The organism is Desertivirga xinjiangensis (assembly GCF_024436435.1).
GTDB lineage: Bacteria > Bacteroidota > Bacteroidia > Sphingobacteriales > Sphingobacteriaceae > Desertivirga > Desertivirga xinjiangensis.
Genome location: NZ_JAFMZP010000013.1, coordinates 75,757 through 97,829 on the forward strand (window position 1 = coordinate 75,757; position 22,073 = coordinate 97,829).

Sequence of the window (22,073 nt, forward strand, 5' to 3'; positions counted from 1 at the left end):
TCACCTGGAAAGCCGGCGATAAAGCTATGTTCTTGCTTACTCGATTTGCCATAAAACAAATTTACCGACCCAAAAAGAAACATATTCTTTTTTGATGATTTATCTTGTAACAGGTATATATGAACGAATAGACAGGTTCTAATTAGGTGTTTAAAGCCTAATATTGGCTATTCATTAATGATCACGGTGATAGGTTCAGGTCATGTGTATACTGATCTGACGCAAGCAAAGATATAAACCCAATATTAACCAATAAACTAAAACAGTATGATCAAAAGAATACTCCTGCAATAGCCTCTGGTGCTGTAGATTCTGTCTCACAAAACTGGCAAACGCATTTTTATTAATGTACTGCATTCACAGAACCTATATCAGCTATACCGTTTTGATTTAATGATTATTCCTACCAGAGTAGTCATGTAGTCACATCCATACGATTATTTATTAAAACATTATGTATAACTATTACTTAAGAAGGATAATACACTCATTTTTTATATTGGGACTCGTTTCTGGAAGCACATCTGTTTTTTCACAAAACAGTAAAGCTGAAAGTGAGGTTGATACGCTTTTAGGTTCGAAGAGCATTAATCTATTGAATAAATCGCAACCTAAGAAAAATTTGCTTCAGGCTACATCGACGGTTTACACCAATTCATTAGTTACAACACCAGCTCCTTCATTCTTGCAAGCGCTTTCCGGAAAACTTTCAGGTCTATATACAAGACAACGTAGCGGTATACAGGATACCGATAATCCGACCTCTGTTATGGAATTTAAAATCCGTGGCCAGGTCCCTTTGATTTTAATTGATGGTGTTCCGAGGGACTTTGCCTCAATTGAACCTGAATCTATAGAATCGATCACAATATTGAAAGATGCCTTGGGAACCGTTATGTTTGGGCAGCGTTCGTCCTCTAATATCATCCAGGTCACAACAAAGAGACCGACTGTTACACCATTTAAATTATCGTTCACTGCACAACATGGTCTACAGGAGCAATTAAACAGGTCTAAAGCGGTAAATGCAGCCGAGTACGCTATTTTATACAATGAAGCGAGAAACAATGATGGTTTACCCCCGGTATATACCCCAGCAGATATCCTGGCTTACCGGAATGGCTCCGACCCTTTATTCCACCCCGATAATGATTACCGGAAATTGTTTCTTAAAAAGAATGCAACGTTAGACAGGTACAACCTGAATGTGCAAAGCGGGAATGAAATTGCGAGATTTTACGTGGCGATGGATTACCAGAAGGAAGGTGGCTTTTTCAATACAGCAGATCTAAATGAATACGATACAAATTCAAGTGTAGACAGGTATATCATCCGTTCAAATGTGAGTGTAGATTTAACCAAAGCTTTAAACGTTAGCCTGAACATTTTTGGAAGGATACAGAATGCCAACGAACCCGGAGGAGATGTTTCGAACAACTCTTCGGCCACGACTAATATTTACGAGGCCATTAATAACACGCCGAATAATGCCTACAGTATTTTTAATCCGGATGGCTCCCTGGCTGGTAACAGTACATTCTCTAACAATATCTATGGGATGCTTAATAATGCCGGATATAATAAGGCTACTTCGAGAGATTTGGCGGCAGATATAGAAGTTACGCAAAAATTAGATAAGCTTTTACCGGGGTTGTGGGCCAAGGCTACTGTTTCTTATAACAATACAGTGGATCAAAGTGTGGATAGGGCCAAGAATTTTGCTGTTTACAGTTTAAACATCGGTTCTGGACTACCCGTATATTCTCAAATTGGAACTAATACAAATCAGCCAAATGAGCTATCGCTTTCTGCACGCAGAACATATTTATACGAAAAATTGAGTTTCGGCTACGGTCAATCATTTGGTGAGCATAATTTAAATTTATTGTTGTTAGGAGATAACCAGGCGACAACACTCGATTTAGACCTGCCAAGTAAGTTCACCAATCTGGCAGGAAGTGCTACCTACAATTACAAGGAAAAGTATTTTGCGGAAGCTGCTTTAAGTTATGGGGGCTATAACCGTTTTGCGCCAGGAAAGAGATTTGGCTTGTTCTATGCCGCCGCCTTAGGCTGGGACTTAGCACAGGAAGATTTTTTAAAAGATATAAAATGGATTAGTACGCTCAAACCAAGGATCAACTTTGGTAGAACGGGAAATGCCAACGTAGGCTACTATGTGTATGATCAATATTATGGCACCACAAGTCCTGCATCACCTTATTATTTTGGTGTTACCCCCACGGCAGTGCGCGGTTACGAGGAAAAGGATCTGTCAAATCCTAACGCAACATGGGAAAAAGCAAACAAGCTAAACATCGGGCTAGATGCAGGATTTTTCAATAATAGGTTGAAAATTTCATCTGAATATTTTAGAGACAGCTATTACGATCTGATGCAAGTAAGGGGTAATTCTATTCAACTTATCGGACAAACTTTTACCGAAGAAAACCTTGGAAAGAATAGGTTCACAGGCTTTGAGAACAATATATCCTGGAATGGTAGATCCAGTTCTGTAGGGTATTTTGTAAATGGAAACATTTCTGTACTTCGCTCAAAAGTAGTATTCCAGGATGAAGTGTATCGGGAATTCGATTACCAGAGACGGACTGGTTTACCTGTGGGGTATAACCTGGGCTACATAGCAGATGGGTTTTTCCAGTCACAGGCAGAAATAGATGCAAGTCCGGTAGTAGATGGATACACTCCGAAACCTGGCGATCTGAAATACCGCGATTTGAATGACGATGGTATCATTAATCAGTTCGATATTACTTCTATCGGTACGAAGAAGCCAATGATTTACTATGGTCTTACTACAGGATTCAATGTCAAACGCTTTGATTTAACAGTTTCTATACAAGGTGTAGCTAACCGCGATATTGTTTTGACGGGAGCGCAGGAATGGGAATTTCAAAGCTCAGGAAATGGGCAGGCTTATGAACATCATTTAAATAGATGGACTCCAACTAATTCAGCCAATGCTACTTATCCCAGGCTTTCTATTGGTTCAAATGCAAATAACCAGAGAAATTCGACTTTTTGGGTGCGATCTGCAGCTTATCTACGCCTGCAAAATGTCGATTTGGGCTATACTATTCCAGGCAGAGTCACTCAAAAGATCAAGTTAAACAATGTTCGCGTTTTTGCCAATGGGTTTAATCTCTATTCGTTTGACTCCCTGGATCATAACGACGCTGAAAACAACAATTCTATTTTCCCATTGCGCCGGACATTCAACCTGGGGCTGAATATTAAATTATAAACTTCTAAGACATGAAAAAATATTGTTATTCATTAACAATCCTCACTTTCGCAGCAGCCCTGTTCACGGCCTGTCAGGAAATGGAGGATAGGCCCTTAGAGAAAGTTACAGACAGTTACTTATGGGATCCGAATGATCCGACTGGCACAAACGCCAGCTTTTTTCTAAATAGCATTTATGCAGATTTACCAACCGGATATAATAGAATAGGAAGTAACCTGCTCTGTGCAGCCAGTGATGATGCGGTTCCGTCTGCAGATAACACAGCCATTGCACTTTTTACAAATGGAGGCTATAATGCAAATGCAAATGATGACAACTCATGGGCCAGCAATTATGAAAGCATTAGAAAGTGTAATCTTTTTGTTCAGAATATTGACCGGATAAATTTAAGATCAGATATAGCCCAGCAAGGCATCTACTGGAGAGCAGAGAATCGTTTTCTAAGGGCGATGTTCTACTATGAATTAATTAAACGTTATGGCGGTGTACCATTACTTGGCGACCGGGTATTAACTATCAATGATGATCTGAAATTGCCTCGTAATAGCTACGACGAATGTGTAAATTATATTGTTAGTGAATGCGATGCGATTACGCCAGACTTAAGGCCAGATCCACTGGGAACGGCTAATGCAGGCGAATATGGAAGGATTACTAAAATGGCCGCACTAACATTAAAAGCAAAGACATTATTGTACGCAGCAAGTCCGCTGAATAACCCCTCAAATGATCAAAGCAAATGGATAAAGGCAAAAAATGCGCTGGCTGAAGCTATTAGATATGGCGAACAAGGTGGGTTCGCTTTAGAGCCTTCCTTCACGAACGTATTTCTAGCGCGCCAGAACAAAGAAATTATTTTGGCCTATCAACGTCAGGTTACCTTTGATGTTGAGACAAATAATGCACCCGTAGGCTATGTAGGTGGCAATACCACAAGTAACGGCAGAACAAGTCCCACGCAGGAGCTGGTAGATGCCTTTACAACAATTAAAGGTCTCCCCATTTCGGTTGATGTTAAATCGGGAAGTAATTTAACTGGTTACGACTCAAACCTTCCTTATGCAAACAGGGATCCGCGCTTAAGCTATACTGTTTTCTATAATGGAGCGCAATGGTTAGGCAGGGGAGTGGAAACATTTACCGGTGGCTTAGACAGACCAGGAGGCTCACGTACCCAGACTAAAACAGGCTACTATATGAGCAAGTTCATGGGGAATTTTGCAGGGACAACGTCTTATGCGAATCAAACGCACAATTTTCCAATTTTTAGATACGCTGATGTTATGCTGATGTTCGCGGAGGCTAAAAATGAGGTAGATGGTCCGGGCAGTGGAACAGATTCCGTTTACAACTTCATCAGAGCAATCAGGGCCAGGGCTGGTATAGCCCTTGGTTCAGCACCTAATACCTATGGGGTAGCAGACGGGTTAAACACTGCTCAAATGAGAGAATTAATCAGGAATGAGCGAAGGGTTGAAATGGCTTTCGAAGAGCAGCGCTTTTGGGATATCCGCCGGTGGAAGATTGCAGAGACTGTTTATAATAGACCGCTTCATGGAATGAGGATCACCAGATCTGGTAATAATTTGACCTATCAGGTTGAAGAATTGGGTACACCATTTCGATTCATTGCTCCAAGAATGTATCGTTATGCGATCCCCTTTTCAGAGATTTCTAAAAACCCCAATTTAACCCAGAATCAAGGTTATCAATAATCATTACCGGTGATTATAAATTAAAGATATAGATATGAAGAAATTATTACAGATACTCTCGATAACATGCTGTTTATTACCTGCTGTTGGTTTTGCACAAACAGTTATTCGTGGTATGATTAAGGATAAAGTAGGAGTGCTTCCTGGCGTAAGTGTGGTAGAAAAAGATGTACGTGGAAATGGAACGACAACTAATGAGAAAGGAGAGTTTATAATTACTCTGAAAGGGACTTCCAATATTTTAGAAATCAGTGCAGTAGGTTATATCAAACAGACTGTAAACGTTAGAAACAGAACGAGGGTCGATGTGACTCTTGTCGATGATGCCAAAGAATTGAACGAAGTAGTTGTAGTAGGATTTGGAACAACTAAGAAAATTACCAATACGGGAGCAATAAGCACCGTTTCTGCCGCTGATATCCGAAACACGCCTACGCCAAATATTCAGAATACTCTGGCAGGCAGAGCTCCTGGATTTATTTCGCAGCAGCGTTCCGGTCAACCTGGAAGGAGTGGAGCCGAGTTTTTTATCAGGGGGGTAAATTCGCTGTCATCCGAATCACAAAAGCCACTCATCATCGTTGATGATGTGGAATACACCTACGATCAGGTAGCTCAAATAGATGCGAATGAAATTGAATCCTTCACGATCTTAAAAGATGCTTCTACCACTGCTGTTTACGGGATAAAGGGTGCAAATGGTGTGCTGGTAATTACCACCAGGAGAGGGAAAATAGGCAAACCCAGGGTGAATTTTAATACCGAGTCTGGCTTGCAATCTGCAGTGAACACACCTAACTTCCTGGATGCATTTACAGTTGCTTCTTTAAGAAATGAGGCGTTCAGAAACGATGGCCTTGCTCCTGAGTTTACAGACGAAGATCTGGAACATTGGAGAACTGGTGATGATCCTTATGGTCATCCGGACGTCGATTGGTATAATGAAGTTTTCAAAAAGAACGCCTTTCAGACACGCAATAACATTGATATCTCAGGTGGAAGTGAAAAGATTAAATACTTTATTTCCACCGGGCATGTTTTTCAGGAAGGACTTTTAAGGGATTTCAGTACAGGAGGTTACGAAGCTCCAAAAAATAACTATGCTTATGAACGTTTTACTTTCCGTTCAAATCTGGACATGCAGGCAACTAACGACCTTGCGCTTCGCCTGGACGTAACCGGCAGGATAGGAAATATTACTGAACCGCACATTAGCACTTCACCCTTAAGTACGGTATATAGTTTTCAACGTTTACCGCCATACTCCCAGCCTTTGCTTAATCCGGATGGAAGTTATCCATGGGGATTCAGGTCGAGGCAGGGCTTTCAGGAAACGAGTTTAATTGGTCGTTTAGCTCTGCAAGGCTACGACAAGACGTTCAGAAATGAATTCAACGTATTGGTAAGTGCCAATCATAAATTAAACTTCATTACCCCTGGCTTGTCTGTTTTGGGCAGAATATCTTATGCAGGTGATGTTTCCTACGACAGAAATCTTTATAGGTCAAATATTCCTGCATTTTACTATAATCCTGCTTCAAATACTTATACCGTTCACAGCAATAACCTATATCGTTTAGAACCCCTAACCCGTAGCAGTTCTGCGAATAATACAATCACCAGGAGGACAGTAAATTCCCTCGCAAAAATTGACTACAACAGGACCTTTGGCAATCATACCGCTTATGGTTTTATATTATATAATTTAAATGATGTAATTAGAGGAGATTACAATACAACTGATGATCTTAACCGATTACAGGAATATGCCCCTGTCGCATCCCAAGGATACACTTTCAAAGCGGGGTATGACTATAAGCAACGCTATCTTATTGATTTTAGTGGGGCCTATAATGGAACAAGTCAATTTGTTGGAAAGAAAACCAAGGGATTTTTTCCTGCTGTTTCCGTGGGGTGGAATATCGCTGAAGAGCCGTTTATTAAAAACAGGTTCGAATTTCTGGACTTGTTAAAGCTAAGGGGCTCTTATGGTTTAACTGGCTCTGATGTTACCCGAGGAAACACCTACAAAACAGAGCAGGTTTATACTATAGGCGACAATTACAATTTTGGAGAAACCAGTACCACTTCCCCAAGTATCCAGGAGGGATCTTTAGGTAACTCAGATATCACCTGGGAAAAATCTAAAAAGACAGATGTCGGCCTGGACGCGCAGTTGTTTAGAGGCAAGCTCAATTTTACAGTCGATTATTTTTATGATTACAGGTACGATCAGCTATTTATTAAAAACGATGTATTAAATATCATCGGTGTTACACTTCCCTATACCAACTCAGCTATTACAGAAAACAAGGGTTGGGATGGGCAGGTCAGTTACCGCAATAAAATTGGAAATATAAATTACAACGCCGCATTTACATTTTCTACTGCCGTAAATAAAATTGTTTACCAGGGAGAGGCAGCACCCCGATATGCCTATCTCGCTAAAACAGGCAGACCCATAGGACAACCTTTTGGCTATAATTCTCTAGGCTTTTTCCAGACGCAAGAGGAAGTAGATAACTATGCGCACTTACCTAATGCAAGACCGGGGGATATAAAATATGAAGATATAAATATGGATGGCGTGATTGATTTAGAAGATCAGCGCGCTATCGGTAAGCCGAATTTACCACAAACCGTATTGGGGACGAATTTTGGGTTCGAATATAAAGGGCTTAGTCTAAGCGTATTGTTTCAGGGAAGTTTTGATTACAGTTACCGGATTGCTACTGCTGGCGTTATTCCTTTCCAGGGAAATTTACAAGAAGTAACCTTGAAACGTTGGACTCCGGAAACAGCAGCAACCGCAACTTATCCGCGGTTGAGCAGTAACCTCGCCGGACCAAGCAGCCCCTCGAATGCTTCGTCATTCTGGTTAGTAAATGCTAAATACGTCCGGCTTAAATCTGTTGATATTGGCTACCGTTTACCTAAAAAATACTAAGTGCGATCAAGATAAATACTGCAAGGATCTATGTAAGTGGGTATGACTTATTTACCTGGGCTAATTTCGATTTATATAGTCAGGATCCGGAGATAGCCAGTCTGGGTAGTGCAGGAACATATCCTGTTCAAAAAGTATATAATGTCGGGTTACAAGTTGGATTTTAACAGGAAAATCATGAATAAAAAAATAATATTGTTAATCGCAGTTTTTACAGGTATAATGATGATCTCCTGTAAAAAGAATGGGATCCTGGATCAGGTTAAAACTACCGATCTGAGTGAAGAAAGTACTTTTGCCGACAGTGCCAGAACCATGCAGTTTTTAACACGGATGTATACCGATATTGGTTTCAGTGCTGATCCGAAGAGGTTTGCAGATTTAGGGAGTAGTGTTGGAATTTATACTTTGGGTGATGAGGTAGAATCAAACCTGCAAAGTGCAAATGCATTTAATATCATCTTTCAAACGGGGGCAGTAAGCTCTTTGAACATTCCAACAGACTCCTGGACAAAGCCTTATCAGAATATCAGAAGAGCAAATGTTTTTTTAAGTCACCTTTCAAATACCCCGCTTTCATCGAAACTAAGAACAAGAACAGCGGCAGAGGCTCGGTTTCTACGGGCATGGTATTATTTTATCCTGCTTAAACACTATGGCGGGGTGCCATTGGTGGGGGATGTTGTATATGCGGCGACAGATCCTGTACCAGGGAAAAGGGCAACCTTTGAAGAGGTTGTAGACTATATTGAATCAGAGTGTAATGCCGTTGCACCTCTTTTACCACCAATTCACGAATCGTCAGACTATGGCAGAATTACACGGGGAGCGGCCTTAGCACTTAAATCTAGGTTGTTGCTGTATGCGGCTAGCCCATTATTTAACGGCAGAGATGAAATGGGCGGAATTTTAGGCTACCCGACCTACGACGCAACGCGTTGGAACAAAGCAGCAATAGCTGCATTGAATGTAATCAATCTTCAGGCCTATTCTCTTTATGAATTGGCCAATGGCGAGGGTTTTCAAAAAGTATTTAACTTACGTAAGAACAGCGAATACATCCTGGCCACCATGGCCGGTAATAACAGAACCCTGGAGGCTATATGGGATCCACCGAGCCGGACAGGGAGTGGGAGCGTTATGCCTTATCAGGAATTAGTAGATGCCTTCGGTACCATCAACGGAAAGCCTATTACCGAAGATCTTAAAACACCTGCCAATCCAACCGGCTATGATCCTGCGAAGCCATACGAAAATAGAGATCCGAGATTTAAGTGGACAATTTTGTTCAACGAAGCAGAAAGGCTGAATACGAGTAGAACTATATCGAAAGTGTATACTTATCAAGGTGCAGAAAAAGATGGTATGCCGATTACTAAAACAGGCTATTATTTAAGGAAAATGTTAAACGAGACCACCATCGCAAGTACCACTTCTTCTACAACAGAGCGTTGTTTCCCGCTTATCCGCTATGCGGAAATATTATTAAACTATGCAGAAGCTAGTAATGAAGCAGACGATATAGAAACGGCTTACGAACAGATCATTGCTATTCGAAAGCGTGCAGGAATTTTGCCAGGTCCGGATGGCGATTATGGTATTCCGGCTAACCTGACACAGGAAGAAATGAGGGCCTTGATACAGAATGAAAGAAGAGTAGAACTGGCTATTGAGGAGCATCGGTACTGGGATGTCAGAAGATGGAAAATTGCAGAAAAAGTATCGAACAAAACCTTGCACGGTATGCGCATTACGCCAGATGGGACTGGATATAAATACGAATTAATTAATATCAGAACACCTGTATTCGTAGCGCCAAAATGGTATCTGTGGCCAATTCCACAAGGTGAGGTAAATAAAACTTTTGAATTAGAACAAAACCCAGGGTGGTAATAATAAAAATCCAGCATTATGAATTTAATGATTTCACAGTTATCAAGCATCAAATCACGAATTATCTTAGCGATAATGATGATTGGAATTGGGCTTAATTCTTGTCAAAAAGACAAACTAACCATACCTGGCAATGTAGGCACGGTCAGATTTGTGTCCAATGCCTACACTATCGAAAACAATACACTTGATCCTTTGATAGTAACCTTGCCGTTTTCTTTGCCTATAGAAGAAGATGCAATAGTTAAAATTAGTATTGATGACCAAAGTACCCTCTTACCTGGTGAATATACTATTACACCGGCTATCCCTGCGGGAGGTTTAAGCATAAACGTGCCAGAGGGAAGTACAGAGTTATCGTTTAAAGTGAGTTCACTTAATAATTTTGATGGTGAGCGCAGCCTGATATTAAAAATTGAATCTGCAGCAGGCGGCTTATCGGTAGCAAATGTAGATGCCAGCACTTCGATCACGGTAAAAGGGAATCCAATTATTAATCCAGAGCTGAGGACTTCTCAAACAGACATCGCTTTTGGAAGTGTAACTACAAATACAACTTCTGAATCAAAAAATTATGTTTTAACCAGTGTTAAGCTAACCGCTGATGTAGTAGTTACAGCCTCTGAAAACTTCGAAGTGTCTCTGGATAATGTCAGTTTTGCAACAACACTAACAATCCCGTTTGCAACAGCAAATCTTTCACCCATTAGTATTTATGCCCGGGCTGTCGCAAATACAGGTACAAACCAAACACTATCAGGAACCATCACCCATGTGTCGGGAACTTTACCAGTGGCGAACATTAACCTAAGTGCCGTAGAATATGGTAATGCAGCACCAGGGGTATTGCTAAAAAGTGAAAACCTTAATTATACTACGCCTGGAGCACTGATAACAGCGAGCGGCGGAGCGTGGAAGGGGTTTTCGGGCATCGGCTCTAACCCTATTCAATATATCAGCTCGGGTTTAACTTATACAGGTTATACGAGCTCTAACGTAGGGGGCGCATTGGTAATGCAAAATAGCAAAGCTTCATCTGAGGACGCAGGACTGGATTTTCCGGAACAAACCAGTGGAGTAATTTATGTCGCACAGATGATAAATATAGCGTCCGCACCTACCAGTGCCGATTTCTTTGCCTCATTGGGTAATGGAGCTGCAGGTACAACACCTGCGTATTACAACAGGATTTATGCTAAAGCAAGCGGTGCGCAATATTCACTCGGTTTGAGCAGAAATGCATCTACATCGCCTGTATATCTTGCTACTAATCTGGAATATGGAAAAACTTACCTCGTAGTAACTAAATATGAATTTGCAACAAATAATTCATCCATGTATGTATTAAGTGCCGGAATTCCATCTGCGGAACCTCCTGTGCCAAGCGCCACATCCAATGGCGGAGCCGCTGATCCATCATCGATGACCAGGATTGTAATCAGGCAAAGTACCAACACGCCATTAGAAGCAACAATAGATGGATATAGAATTGCCACTTCCTGGAAAGAAGCAGTAGGCTTATAAGTGAACTATCAGCTCTCTGATATTAAAGCAGGGAGCTGAAGCATAAATTAGAATAAGATACGATTCAATTTGACTTTCGATGAATAGAAACATATTAATTTTTACGAAATCTGCACCCCGTTTTTGCATAAGTATCGCCATTGCAATTCTGAACCTGTTGCTGGTTACTTCCTGTACTGATGAAGAACAATTTCCAGCAATGATTATTCCTACAAGGGTGAGCTTTAGCGAGGCGGTGTTTTACATTGCAAAAGACAAAGCTGGCGCCAGTGAAATTACTCTCACATTGGCACGTCCGCTAGAAAAAGATGGGTCCATTACTATTCAGCAAATTGATGCTGGTACCACAGCAAGGGCTGAGCAATTCTCGTTAGATCCGGCATTTAAAGATGGTAAACTAAAGATTAATCTACCTCAAGGAACTAAAGAGGCTTCCTTTAAGTTGACCTCCCTGCATAATTTTGATAACGATCAAACCATTGCTTTTAAAGTTGTGGCAGCAACAGGTGGTGCAGTTTTAAATAATGAAAAACTTGAGACCATAGTAACTATGCGTGGCAATCTTTATATTGAGTCAACGATTTCAACCTCGGTAAGCACACTTGATGATTTTGGGGTTTTAACGATAAATGCAAGTTCCGCTTCAAAATCATATGTGCTATCAGGTCTTAACTTGCCTGGAGCCGTAACGGTGGCAGCTCCAAGCCACTTCAAGGTATCCTTAGATAACGTCAATTTCACTTCGACCGTTTCTGCAGATGTCAATAATAAAAATGCGACGGTCTATGTAAAGTTCAATCCTGCACTTGAAACTAATTTAGATGTAGTTGCTAGTATCACGCATACAGTTACTGGTGTGGCGAATGTGTCGGTTGGTGTATCAGGTAAAATAGAATATACTCCCGAAGTACCCTTGTTAAACGAAAACTTTGATTATGGAACTACTTCAGATTTTCTGGCCAGATTAACAAATGACTGGACAGCCTATTCAGCTGCGGGCTCGATCCCGGTAACCTATATTCCGCAAGGATTGACATTTAACCGGTACGCTGGCTCAAATATTGGCGGAGCGGTTAAGATGGAAAATGGTGAGTTCTCCAGGGAGGATGTGGCGCGGACCTTCCCTCAGAAAACAGCTGGAACTATATATGTTGCTGTTTTAGTGAATTTATCAAAAACCGGCACCGGAGAGTTCTTCCTTGCTACACGTGAAGGAGGTACGTTCTTTAACCGTGTATACGTAAAAGATGCTGGAGCAAATAACCTGACATTCGGCATTGGCAAAAATGCAAGCGTTCAATATGCAACAATCAACCACAAATACAACACTACATACCTGGTAGTGGCAAAATATGATTTCACTTCGAAGATCTCATCAATGTATGTGTTTGATGGAACTTTTCCCGATGCAGAGCCAGCCGCTCCGTTAGCTGTTTCCCTGGCCACAGGTTTATCACCTGCCAGTTTGAATGACTTAGCTATACGGCAGGCAGAAACGGAGGTTGGGGCAACGATCGACGGGCTTAGGATTGCAACTACCTGGAGGGGCGTACTGGGTTACTAATTGATAAAATTAAAGTGATGAAATTAAAAAAGAACTACAAAGTACAGTTAATCCCAATTGCGATAGCAATATGCATATTCGGTTCCTGTAAGAAAAACAGCCTTTTCGGTGATGATGAAGCACGTACTTACAGTAACAAGGTAGATTCGGTACATACATTCTCTGGCAATAACAGGATAAAAGTACTGATCGCCGTTCCGAATAAGGAAATCGTCCGAGCGAAGGTTTTTTGGAATAACCGTAAGGAATTTAAGGAAGTACCCATTAGCCTCAGCAGCTGGCCGGATACTACCAGCACCATCATCGGTCCTTTGTCGGAGGGAAGCTACGACTTTGAGATAATTACCTATAATGCAAACGGCATTGCGTCCAGTCCGATCAGGACCCCTGGTACAGTGCTGGGCGCAGACTTTAGCCACGGTTTGGCTAACCGTCCGGTTAGTGATATTTACTACGAGAACGGTACAGCAACTATTTACTGGGGTCCAGCTGCTGATGAGGTGGCCACCCATATCATTTATACCGACAAGGATGGCAATATTAAAAAGCGCCGGGTCGCCTTCGGGAAAGACACAACCAGGATCGACAATTTCAAGCCTGGTGCGCTATCGACCACCCTTCAATATCAAACTTCTTACAGGCCGGTGGCCGCAATAGATACCTTTTACGCCGATCTAAAGACAGAGACGGTGATTACCGCCAGTTTAAAAGAATTGGCAACAGCTAAAGGAATATTATTTGGAAGTTTGATCAGTTATGGAAGTGCGGCAACTCATGGGGTAGTGAATGACGGATCACCAAATGGCATCTATACAAGAATCTGTAAAAACGAATTTAACTTCGGTCAAGCGTCCTGGGGCGGAACAAGGTGGAGACAAACACCTCCCTCAGACTTCAATGATGTAAATGCTGTCATCAATTTTAACAAAGCAAACTATGAGAAGGTCTTCGCGCAGTTAATAGTAGGACCTAATGTCTATATGCCAGATTGGTTTAAAACCGGAACATTCACCCCCGCTCAAATGGATGTACTCTTAAGAGGTCTTGTGCAGGAATTTATGGAAACTAACGATAATAAAAGTAAAGTGGGTTTCTGGGGAGTAGCCAATGAAGTATTTAATAATGAGGGTACGTATCGTGCAGCTAGTGATATGAAGTGGGCTGATATGGGCTGGGAGGATGATGCTTCTGGTTTGACAGGAACGGATAAAGTGAATTTGAAACACCCTGTGTTTATTGGAAAAGCTTTTGAATATAGCAGGTTATACACTAATGCAAAATTGGAACTAAGAGACTATAACTTTGAGTTTAATACTCCATTATCTGCTTATCAAACTAAACATAAGGCGTTCTACCAGTTGGTAAAACATTTAAAAGCAAAGGGGTATCCCGTAGATGCGGTTGGTATACAATGCCACAACAATCTAGGGAGTTTATTGCCAGGGGGAGTAGAGACATTTAAAAATACCATTAAGAAGTTTAAGGATCTGGGCGTTAACGTTTACCTTACCGAATTAGATGTGATCACTCCCAAAGTAAATTCTGCTGTACAAGTGTTTACACCTCAGCTCGCAGAATTACAAAAACAAGAATATTACACTATTGTAAAAGCGGCGATCGAAGCCGGAGTGGATCTTATTTCACTTTGGGGAGTTAGAGACAATAATGATCCGGGATGGCGGTTCGGACAAGCTCCATTATTGTTCGATGAAAACTATAATAGAAAGCCAGCTTACTACGGCGTACAAAAAGCGCTTTTTGACGCTAAAAAATAACTTTAAGAAAAAATAAATGATGAAGATAACTAAGAATTTGTTGGGCCTTTCGCTGGTAATTAGTTTGGGTCTCGGTTGCGCCAAAAATAGCCCGCAACCTGCAATACCTGATATGCCTGCATTGACCGGAAGCAATGGAGGAGCTGTATCAAACGCAGTGCTTACCATTGATTGTGGACAGCAACAGGGTGATGTAATGAGAATTGAGCAGGCAAACGTTCATTCTACTACTTCTGCGCTGCCGGGAGAGCAGGCCAGAAAGTGGTTGCAGGCTTTGAAGCACAAGACTGTAAGAACCTGGCTGGCCTTGAGAACGATAAATAATGAAGGCTACAATTACAAATATAGTGGAAATGTAGGTGCCGAAACTTCATTGGCTTATTATTCCACTGTAGCCGACTCGCTATTAATTGCCTTAACGGCTTATACGCCATCTGCAAATGCTCCACTTCCTGGAAATGGAAAGGGAGTCGCTTTCCAGAATTTCATTAAGCAAACGATCATTTATTACAAAAACAAATTCCCTAAAATTAAATACATTCAGGCAGGTAATGAACCGGACTATAACGGGGAAACAGCGGTAGATTATTATGAGGTTTATAAAGATTATTACAAAGCCATCAATGCTGCAAATGCCGAATTAGGCTTGGCCGGTTCCGAGAGAATTATGCTCAGTAACGGGGCATTTACCAGTACTACTAACTTTGCTGCTCTAGTAGCTTATACTAATCAATTTTTAGCCCTTTACGCAGCAGATACAGATCCTAACAAAAGGCTGGACTTCTTTAGCATGAACTGTTACACGGAGCAAACTAATCCAAAACTTTTTGAAACCGCTAAACCACAAATTACAGCCGCCCTAAATGCAAAAGGGCTCACAGCAAAACAAGTTTTTGTAACAGAATATGGATTGTCTGGCGGGACGTTTATTCCAGCGGCCTGGGTGCAGGCACAATTAATGACTGCCTGGGCGCCGGCACAACTTGCAAAAGCGTTTTATCTGTATGAAGGTGGAGTTGACCGGGTGTTCAATTGGGCAATTAGCCATGGCGAGATAATCCATAAAAGCGAGTTGGCAGACTTGAACAATGCCTATCCGAATCCTTACGGTTATATGTTAATGTTTGGCAGAGAAATTTCTGACAGGGGTACTCGGGTCAAGGCCACTTCAACCAGATTATCTGCGCAAGGATTGGGAATTAATGCATTGGCCTCAATGGGCAATGGAAAAGGAGTTGCCGTTTTGGTATGGAATTATAACTATACCAACTTTACCCCCGACCAGGAGATTAATGTCCAAATCAATAATATTCCAAAAGAAAACTTCCCCGACAAGATCAATGCGAAGATTTATTACATTGACTCAAAGAACAATAATATTTATAGTCATCCGTCGCAAACTTCCCTTTCCACGGCTTCAGAACAGGCCCTTGATTATTCAGCCAACCTATCTGTACCCTTAAAGCTGGAAGGGAATTCTGTCGCGCTCATCGTGCTTAATCCATAAAAAATCATATATATATAATAATAAATCCCTGCAGCGTGTGCTACAGGGATTTATTATTATTCTTCAACTATTTCAAACTATTACCCGAACCATATATAAGAATTAGTAAGTTGCTTTTACTTGTTCAGCATCTTCTAAAAATTTACTCCAGAGCTTAGCGCCTTCTATGTTATGTCCAAAGGTCATCTTCGGTTTAACAGGCGTTTTGGCGCCGTTTGTAGTAATAAATTCTCTAAGCTGGGTATATGAACGATGAATATTTAAAGGGGAAACAGGTGTTCGGATCCATGTTGAAATATACCATTTGTCAAAAGGCGGTCTTTCGGCGCGGGATATTTCCAACTCTAATTTCTCTAATGGAACGATAGCTTCGGCAATTAAGTCCCATGCTTTTGAATCGTCTGGTTCTGCCATGGCCTTCAATAAGATCAAAGCAGCCTCAGTCGGCCGCTGATCAACCCTTAGTCCAAATGCGACATGTTCAAAAAAGAATTGTTTTTGCTCTCTTTTCAGCTTAGACAATATAAAGCTAATATTTTCGAAAGCCAGGTCATATTGTTTCGCTCTCCGTGTTAACTCCTCGATTTTTTCCTGATCTAATTTTTTAATGGTTTTCTTGGTAAGCCTTTGGTGCAATTGTTGTAAAATAAGCTCAAACTGTTCAGCACCAAAATAAGTCTTTTCAGACCCATTTATTAGTTTATAGTAATCATGATAGGCATTGAAAATTGCATCAGCAATGTTGGCATCAAAATATTCATGAATCCACCAGTTTATATAAGCTACATCTGGCTTTGGCTTATCAAAGAACGTTTTAGCATCCCAACAGATATCAGCGATCATTCGCGCTTCCATAACATGTTCGCGAAGTTCTGATACATTTACCAACATAAATTCTGTCGCTCCTGCATCAACAATCCGCTTAAATTGCCCGGCTACCCGCATCGGCGTTATTACATGGGTGCCCTGTTTGGTTGGCGGACCTCCAAAATACGCTAAGTGGTAATAAACGCCATGCTTCCATTTATCCTTTTCTGCAGGTAGATCTCTCATCACACCATCATTGTTATCCGGCCATACTAAGATCACATCTTCCGGCACTTTAAAATCTTCGGGATGTTTCCTGTATTTTTCAAGCATCTCGGTATATAGAGTAAAGTGAAACGCTGGTTTTTCGGAACTTGGAACGAGGTCCTTAACTGTTTTTACCTGGGCGTCAATTGCATCTTTAAAAACTTTTGCCTGTTCTTTTTCAGATGTACCTTTTGGGAATTTATAAGCGTGGTCATCCGTGCCTCGTAAACCTACCGGCCAAACCGCATGAACATCCTTGTTTTCCTCGACACCACCACGCCAGTACCGGATCATGTTTTCTTTGTTGCTAAACCAATCCCAGGAAGTTGTTACGCCCCTTCTTTCTGCCAGATGGAAACGCTCAATTCCGAAAGGATTGGAAAGTAAGATGTCATAATGATGAGAGGTGAAAAATAAGCCCCAGTCGCTTGCGCATTTCTGAACTTCATAGCGTCTATGGACTCTGACGTAAGGCGCCACCATATTCATGCGTAGGCGTAGTGCTGTTTCAAAAAAGCGCTGGTACCAGACCAAAGGCACATCGCCGATACGTAAAGGGAAGCCATATTTATCGAATGGCCGAGGTAAAACATCCTCATCATCGTGGAAAAAGCCACGATATTTTACCGTCGGACTATCAGCAAAGTAATCTGTTTTCTTTAATGTTAATGAGGCGTTTTTTAAGGGTTCATAACCCGTCCATAAATACAAGGGGTCTATTCCGATTCTTTCGCTTAAGGTGTATGCTGCAAAGGCTGTACCCCTGAAATCAGCACCGGCCAACCATACCGAATCTCCGGAAGTAAAGATTTGGAAGGCCTCACGTTTGTTTTTTAAACCAGCAACTTTTATGCCTTTAGGCACGGTATCGCCCAGCGTGCTTAAAATAATGCTAACCCGATCGGACTGTTTTAAACTGTTGACCGGCGGTTTGTGACCAGTGATTTTAAATATATCATCTGCCAAAAATAAGGCCGCCTGTTGTACTGCGCTATTTTCTTCTTTACCCACAACAATCTGGCACCTGTGCAGCTCCACATCACCTGTTTGAGCAATGCCCTTACGCACCCATGAACCCCTGATTTTTGAGGAAGCCTCAATTTTACCAGCTTGATCAAATCCTTTATAAAATTCATCCTTTTCAGTAGTTGGATTTGCCAACAGGTCTGGCAGGCCAATTCCAATTAAGCCTAAGGTGGCAGAGCAGCTTTTGATAAAGTTTTTACGAGAGAGTCTGTTTTTTTCAGTCATTACATCTAATTTCGTGCAGCGATTAATAAGATAATTCCAGCAACGTATAAGGCTAACATTACATAGAGCTGGTTATTTGTACTGCGGTCTGCATTTTTGAATTCTTTCCATATGAATATACCCCATATAGCAGCGATAACAGTGGCTCCTTGTCCGAGGCCGTATGATACTGCGGGACTCGCTTTTCCAGCTGCCAGGATATTAAGAGCCATTCCTAGACACCAAATTGCTCCGCCGATAATTCCCATCGTATGATCTTTAAATGAACCTTTAAACCATGCATGCCACTTAATTGGAGCACCTGCGATAGGCTTGTACATAATAAAACCATTAAAGAAAAAATTGCTGGCAAAAATGCCTATTGCAAAAAATACCAATGCAGTATAAGGGGTCAATTTTCCTGCTAGGGGATGAGCAGGGTCTGGAGCCATGGATATTGCTACATACTTATAAAAAAAGCCGAGCAAAACACCTGCAATAATCGCTATAATTAACCCTTTCATCGAAAAGTTACTTGTAGCTTTGTTTAGCCTCTTATAGGCGTTGGCATTAAGCACTATGGCAACAGCGATTAGTAATACACCCGAAAATAAGATCAATGGATCTCCTTCCGGCCGTGCCAGATAATTGACTATTACGCCAAGAATTAAGGCAATACCAATTCCCGTAGGAAAGGCAACAGACATGCCGGCAATGGAGATGGCAGCGACCAATAGGATATTAGCCAGATTAAACAATACGCCTCCTAAAATAGCAGATCCCAAATTATCTGAGTCCGCTTGTGCAAGGTCTGCTAAAAATGGTCTTCCCAAACTACCGCTGCTACCTGCTGTAAAGGCGAGAATTAGAGCAATGAAGAGGATTCCAATGACATAGTCCCAATAAAACAACTCGAACCGCCATGATTGGGAATTTAATTTTTGCATGTTTGCCCACGATCCCCAACAAATCATGGTAATTATACAGAAGGCAATAGCAATGGTGTAAGTTTCTACAATAAACATCTAATATAAGTTAATTTAGTTCTTTAGCAGTGGGGGCGGAAGCCTGTGCACCCACACGGGTTACAGAAATTGCAGCTACTTTGCAGGCATAATCTACGGCTGCAATCCAATCTTGTGTTAGAGAAAGACTATAACTTAACGCACCATTAAAAATGTCGCCTGCTGCAGTGGTATCAATAGCTTCTACTTTTGGAGCTGGCACCAAACAGTTGTAAACCCCTGCGCATACCCAGGCTCCTTTACTGCCCAAAGTAATGATGACATTGGCTACACCAAGACTTTTCAGTTTTTCGGCAGCCTTGCTGGCTGTTTCCTCATCAGTAACAGCAATTCCCGTTAGCATTTCCGCTTCAGTTTCATTAGGAGTAATTAAGTAAAGCCCTTCTAGTAAAGATTGAGGAAGCTCACGTGCCGGGGCGGGATTCAAAATCACCTTTTTATCTGCGTGTTTTGCCAGAGTTGCTGCGTACATTACCGTTTCTAAGGGAATTTCCAATTGCATGAGCAAAAGTTCACATTGCGATAACTGTTCGTCCAGGGTTGTTAAATCGGAAGGAATCAGATAATCGTTCGCTCCTGGCGCAACAACAATTGTATTCTCTCCCTCGCCGTTCACTGTTATTAACGCTGTACCTGAAGCCTTCTCGGTGTCAAAAATCAGTTGGGTCACATCAATACCTTCCTTAACAAAACCTTCTAAAGCTGTTTTTCCGAACAGATCATTTCCCAATCTGGAAATAAAAGAAACTTGTGCCCCTAACCTGGCTGCGGCAACGGCCTGATTTGCACCTTTTCCCCCCGGATTTAATAAAAAAGTTCCACCAATTATGGTTTCCCCAGGTTTAGGAAAACGATCGGTTAAAATAACCATGTCAGTATTTGAACTGCCAATAACTAAAATCTTACTCATATAATTTATTAATAAAAAGAGGCAAGTATAATTGGCTTCGTAGTTACACAGTAACCGTTCGAACTTTGCGCGCAAAGGTTAACTAAGATTCGCCCAACAATACTATTCACATTGCCTTGTGAGTATCGCTTGGTACCCATTTTGATGTGCTCGCACCAAATGGATTGGCTAAACCGTAAAGATAGTCTACGAAATAGTGTACCTATAAGACATATCGTACAAGTTTGCCTGATAATTGTGTCGACAAAAGAGTTTGGCTCAGTTTCCTGCTGGATAGTTTTTGAAGCATTTATCCTGTACTAATGAAGTAATCATCATGTTTTCTTTAATATTGGGCTTGTTAACTTTAGCTTGCCAGCAACCATAAATTAAAATCTGGCAAATAGTGCTAATCAGACCAACTAATCAACCTGCTTTCACAAACCATCGAATTATATGAGATATTGTTCTGTATCTGTATTAATAGTCGCTCTCTTACTTTCACCAGGTATCAGTTCTGCACAACAGCAGACTAAATTAAAGGCAAAACCGGATCTGGTAAAAATCATCGACCGGAATTTAAAGGACGCTGTCAAACAATACAAGATCCTGATGCCGCATATTCCAGAAGACAGCCTTCCTGAAACGTTTGAAAAAGGCCAGTGGACCAGTAACCCGCCTAAAAGCTGGATCTCGGGGTTTTACCCGGGTACTTTACTTTATCTTTATGAAGCTACAAAAGACAAAGCTTTGTATGACGAGGCGATGAGCAAACTCAAAGTTCTGGAGGAACAGAAGTTTGCCAATTCGCATGATATTGGGTTTATGATGTTCTGCAGCTACGGCAACGCCAATCGCATTAAACCTCAGGCACCTTACAAGGATATTTTACTTACCAGTGCAGCTACCTTATCAAAACGGTTTAATCCAAATGTAGGTTGCACCATGTCCTGGGGATCCAAACCCGGCGAATTCAGGGTGATCATTGACAATATGATGAACCTGGAACTTCTTACCTGGGCAAGCAAAGCCAGCGGAGATCCGTACTTTGCTAATATTGCCATCACTCATGCTAATACTACCATGAAGAACCATTTCAGGCCTGATTACAGTACCTATCACCTGGTAAACTATAATTCTGAAACAGGGGAGGTGATCCGGAGACAGACAGTTCAGGGTGCGGCCGACGAGTCAGCCTGGGCCAGGGGGCAGTCATGGGGACTGTATGGTTATACCATGATGTACAGGGAGACTGGAAAAACAGAGTATCTGCAACAAGCAAAGAACATTGCCAACTTCCTGCTTTCCCATCCAAACCTTCCGGAAGATAAGATACCTTACTGGGATTATAATGCCCCGGGAATCCCAAATACTTACCGGGATGCATCTGCCGCAGCAATTATGGCATCTGCCTTAATTGAACTGGCCGGATACAGCGATGCGACAGATTCAAAGCGTTATCTTGAAACTTCAGAAACTATTTTACGATCCTTGTCAGGCGAAATCTATAAAGCAAAAAAAGGAGAAAACGGAGGTTATCTTTTAAAACACAGTGTGAGTCATTTACCGAGAGGAAACAAGATCGACGTACCGCTTACTTACGCCGATTACTACTTTGTAGAGGCCATGATGAGGTATAAAAATCTACCTTCAAAAAACTAA

At 41.5% G+C, this 22,073-nt stretch carries 12 protein-coding genes; 9 read left to right on the forward strand and 3 right to left on the reverse strand.

Going from position 1 to position 22,073, the window contains the following annotated elements; translation table 11 throughout:
• Positions 1-454 precede the first annotated feature (454 nt).
• The 8 genes from J3P37_RS21665 to J3P37_RS21700 all read left to right on the forward strand — a co-directional run bounded on the left by J3P37_RS21665 (position 455) and on the right by J3P37_RS21700 (position 16,193).
• A complete protein-coding gene (locus J3P37_RS21665; protein WP_256013891.1) occupies positions 455-3,265 on the forward strand; it encodes a SusC/RagA family TonB-linked outer membrane protein in 2,811 nt (936 codons plus the stop codon).
• Positions 3,266-3,276: 11 nt separating this feature from the next.
• A complete protein-coding gene (locus tag J3P37_RS21670; protein ID WP_256013894.1) occupies positions 3,277-4,983 on the forward strand; it encodes a RagB/SusD family nutrient uptake outer membrane protein in 1,707 nt (568 codons plus the stop codon).
• Positions 4,984-5,017: 34 nt separating this feature from the next.
• Positions 5,018-7,930, forward strand: a complete 2,913-nt coding sequence (locus J3P37_RS21675) for a SusC/RagA family TonB-linked outer membrane protein (protein WP_256013897.1) — start codon at positions 5,018-5,020, stop codon at positions 7,928-7,930.
• A gap of 177 nt (positions 7,931-8,107) precedes the next feature.
• Positions 8,108-9,823, forward strand: a complete 1,716-nt coding sequence (locus tag J3P37_RS21680; RefSeq protein WP_256013900.1) for a RagB/SusD family nutrient uptake outer membrane protein — start codon at positions 8,108-8,110, stop codon at positions 9,821-9,823.
• 75 nt (positions 9,824-9,898) lie between these two features.
• The gene (locus J3P37_RS21685; RefSeq protein WP_256013902.1) at positions 9,899-11,347 is read left to right on the forward strand and encodes a hypothetical protein; all 1,449 of its coding nucleotides are present in this window, start codon (positions 9,899-9,901) and stop codon (positions 11,345-11,347) included.
• 79 nt (positions 11,348-11,426) lie between these two features.
• Positions 11,427-12,911 (forward strand): hypothetical protein, encoded by a 1,485-nt coding sequence (locus J3P37_RS21690; RefSeq protein WP_256013904.1) that lies wholly within the window; start codon positions 11,427-11,429, stop codon positions 12,909-12,911.
• Positions 12,912-12,928: 17 nt separating this feature from the next.
• Positions 12,929-14,686 carry an endo-1,4-beta-xylanase gene (locus J3P37_RS21695; RefSeq protein ID WP_256013907.1) on the forward strand — a complete coding sequence of 586 codons (1,758 nt, stop codon included), beginning with the start codon at positions 12,929-12,931 and terminating at the stop codon, positions 14,684-14,686.
• 16 nt (positions 14,687-14,702) lie between these two features.
• The gene (locus J3P37_RS21700; protein WP_256013911.1) at positions 14,703-16,193 is read left to right on the forward strand and encodes a hypothetical protein; all 1,491 of its coding nucleotides are present in this window, start codon (positions 14,703-14,705) and stop codon (positions 16,191-16,193) included.
• Between the two features lie 102 nt (positions 16,194-16,295).
• Here J3P37_RS21700 and J3P37_RS21705 read toward each other — a convergent pair whose 3' ends face one another.
• From J3P37_RS21705 to rbsK, 3 genes are read right to left on the reverse strand one after another with little or no spacing between them, the layout of a single operon-like run.
• The gene (locus tag J3P37_RS21705) at positions 16,296-18,518 is read right to left on the reverse strand and encodes a glycosyl hydrolase 115 family protein (protein WP_256013913.1); all 2,223 of its coding nucleotides are present in this window, start codon (positions 18,516-18,518) and stop codon (positions 16,296-16,298) included.
• 5 nt (positions 18,519-18,523) lie between these two features.
• Positions 18,524-19,522: a GRP family sugar transporter gene (locus tag J3P37_RS21710; protein WP_256013916.1), complete on the reverse strand. Its 999-nt coding sequence runs from the start codon at positions 19,520-19,522 to the stop codon at positions 18,524-18,526.
• Positions 19,523-19,532: 10 nt separating this feature from the next.
• Positions 19,533-20,432 (reverse strand): ribokinase, encoded by a 900-nt coding sequence (gene rbsK / locus J3P37_RS21715; protein ID WP_256013919.1) that lies wholly within the window; start codon positions 20,430-20,432, stop codon positions 19,533-19,535.
• Positions 20,433-20,867: 435 nt separating this feature from the next.
• On the opposite strand from rbsK, the gene J3P37_RS21720 reads away from it, so the two are divergent.
• Positions 20,868-22,073, forward strand: a complete 1,206-nt coding sequence (locus tag J3P37_RS21720) for a glycoside hydrolase family 88 protein (protein ID WP_256013920.1) — start codon at positions 20,868-20,870, stop codon at positions 22,071-22,073.

Coding starts and splice junctions, on each gene's coding strand:
- J3P37_RS21665 (WP_256013891.1), top strand. CDS start 455: ATGTATAACTATTACTTAAGAAGGATAATACACTCATTTTTTATATTG.
- J3P37_RS21670 (WP_256013894.1), top strand. CDS start 3,277: ATGAAAAAATATTGTTATTCATTAACAATCCTCACTTTCGCAGCAGCC.
- J3P37_RS21675 (WP_256013897.1), top strand. CDS start 5,018: ATGAAGAAATTATTACAGATACTCTCGATAACATGCTGTTTATTACCT.
- J3P37_RS21680 (WP_256013900.1), top strand. CDS start 8,108: ATGAATAAAAAAATAATATTGTTAATCGCAGTTTTTACAGGTATAATG.
- J3P37_RS21685 (WP_256013902.1), top strand. CDS start 9,899: ATGATGATTGGAATTGGGCTTAATTCTTGTCAAAAAGACAAACTAACC.
- J3P37_RS21690 (WP_256013904.1), top strand. CDS start 11,427: ATGAATAGAAACATATTAATTTTTACGAAATCTGCACCCCGTTTTTGC.
- J3P37_RS21695 (WP_256013907.1), top strand. CDS start 12,929: ATGAAATTAAAAAAGAACTACAAAGTACAGTTAATCCCAATTGCGATA.
- J3P37_RS21700 (WP_256013911.1), top strand. CDS start 14,703: ATGATGAAGATAACTAAGAATTTGTTGGGCCTTTCGCTGGTAATTAGT.
- J3P37_RS21705 (WP_256013913.1), bottom strand. CDS start 18,518: ATGACTGAAAAAAACAGACTCTCTCGTAAAAACTTTATCAAAAGCTGC.
- J3P37_RS21710 (WP_256013916.1), bottom strand. CDS start 19,522: ATGTTTATTGTAGAAACTTACACCATTGCTATTGCCTTCTGTATAATT.
- rbsK (WP_256013919.1), bottom strand. CDS start 20,432: ATGAGTAAGATTTTAGTTATTGGCAGTTCAAATACTGACATGGTTATT.
- J3P37_RS21720 (WP_256013920.1), top strand. CDS start 20,868: ATGAGATATTGTTCTGTATCTGTATTAATAGTCGCTCTCTTACTTTCA.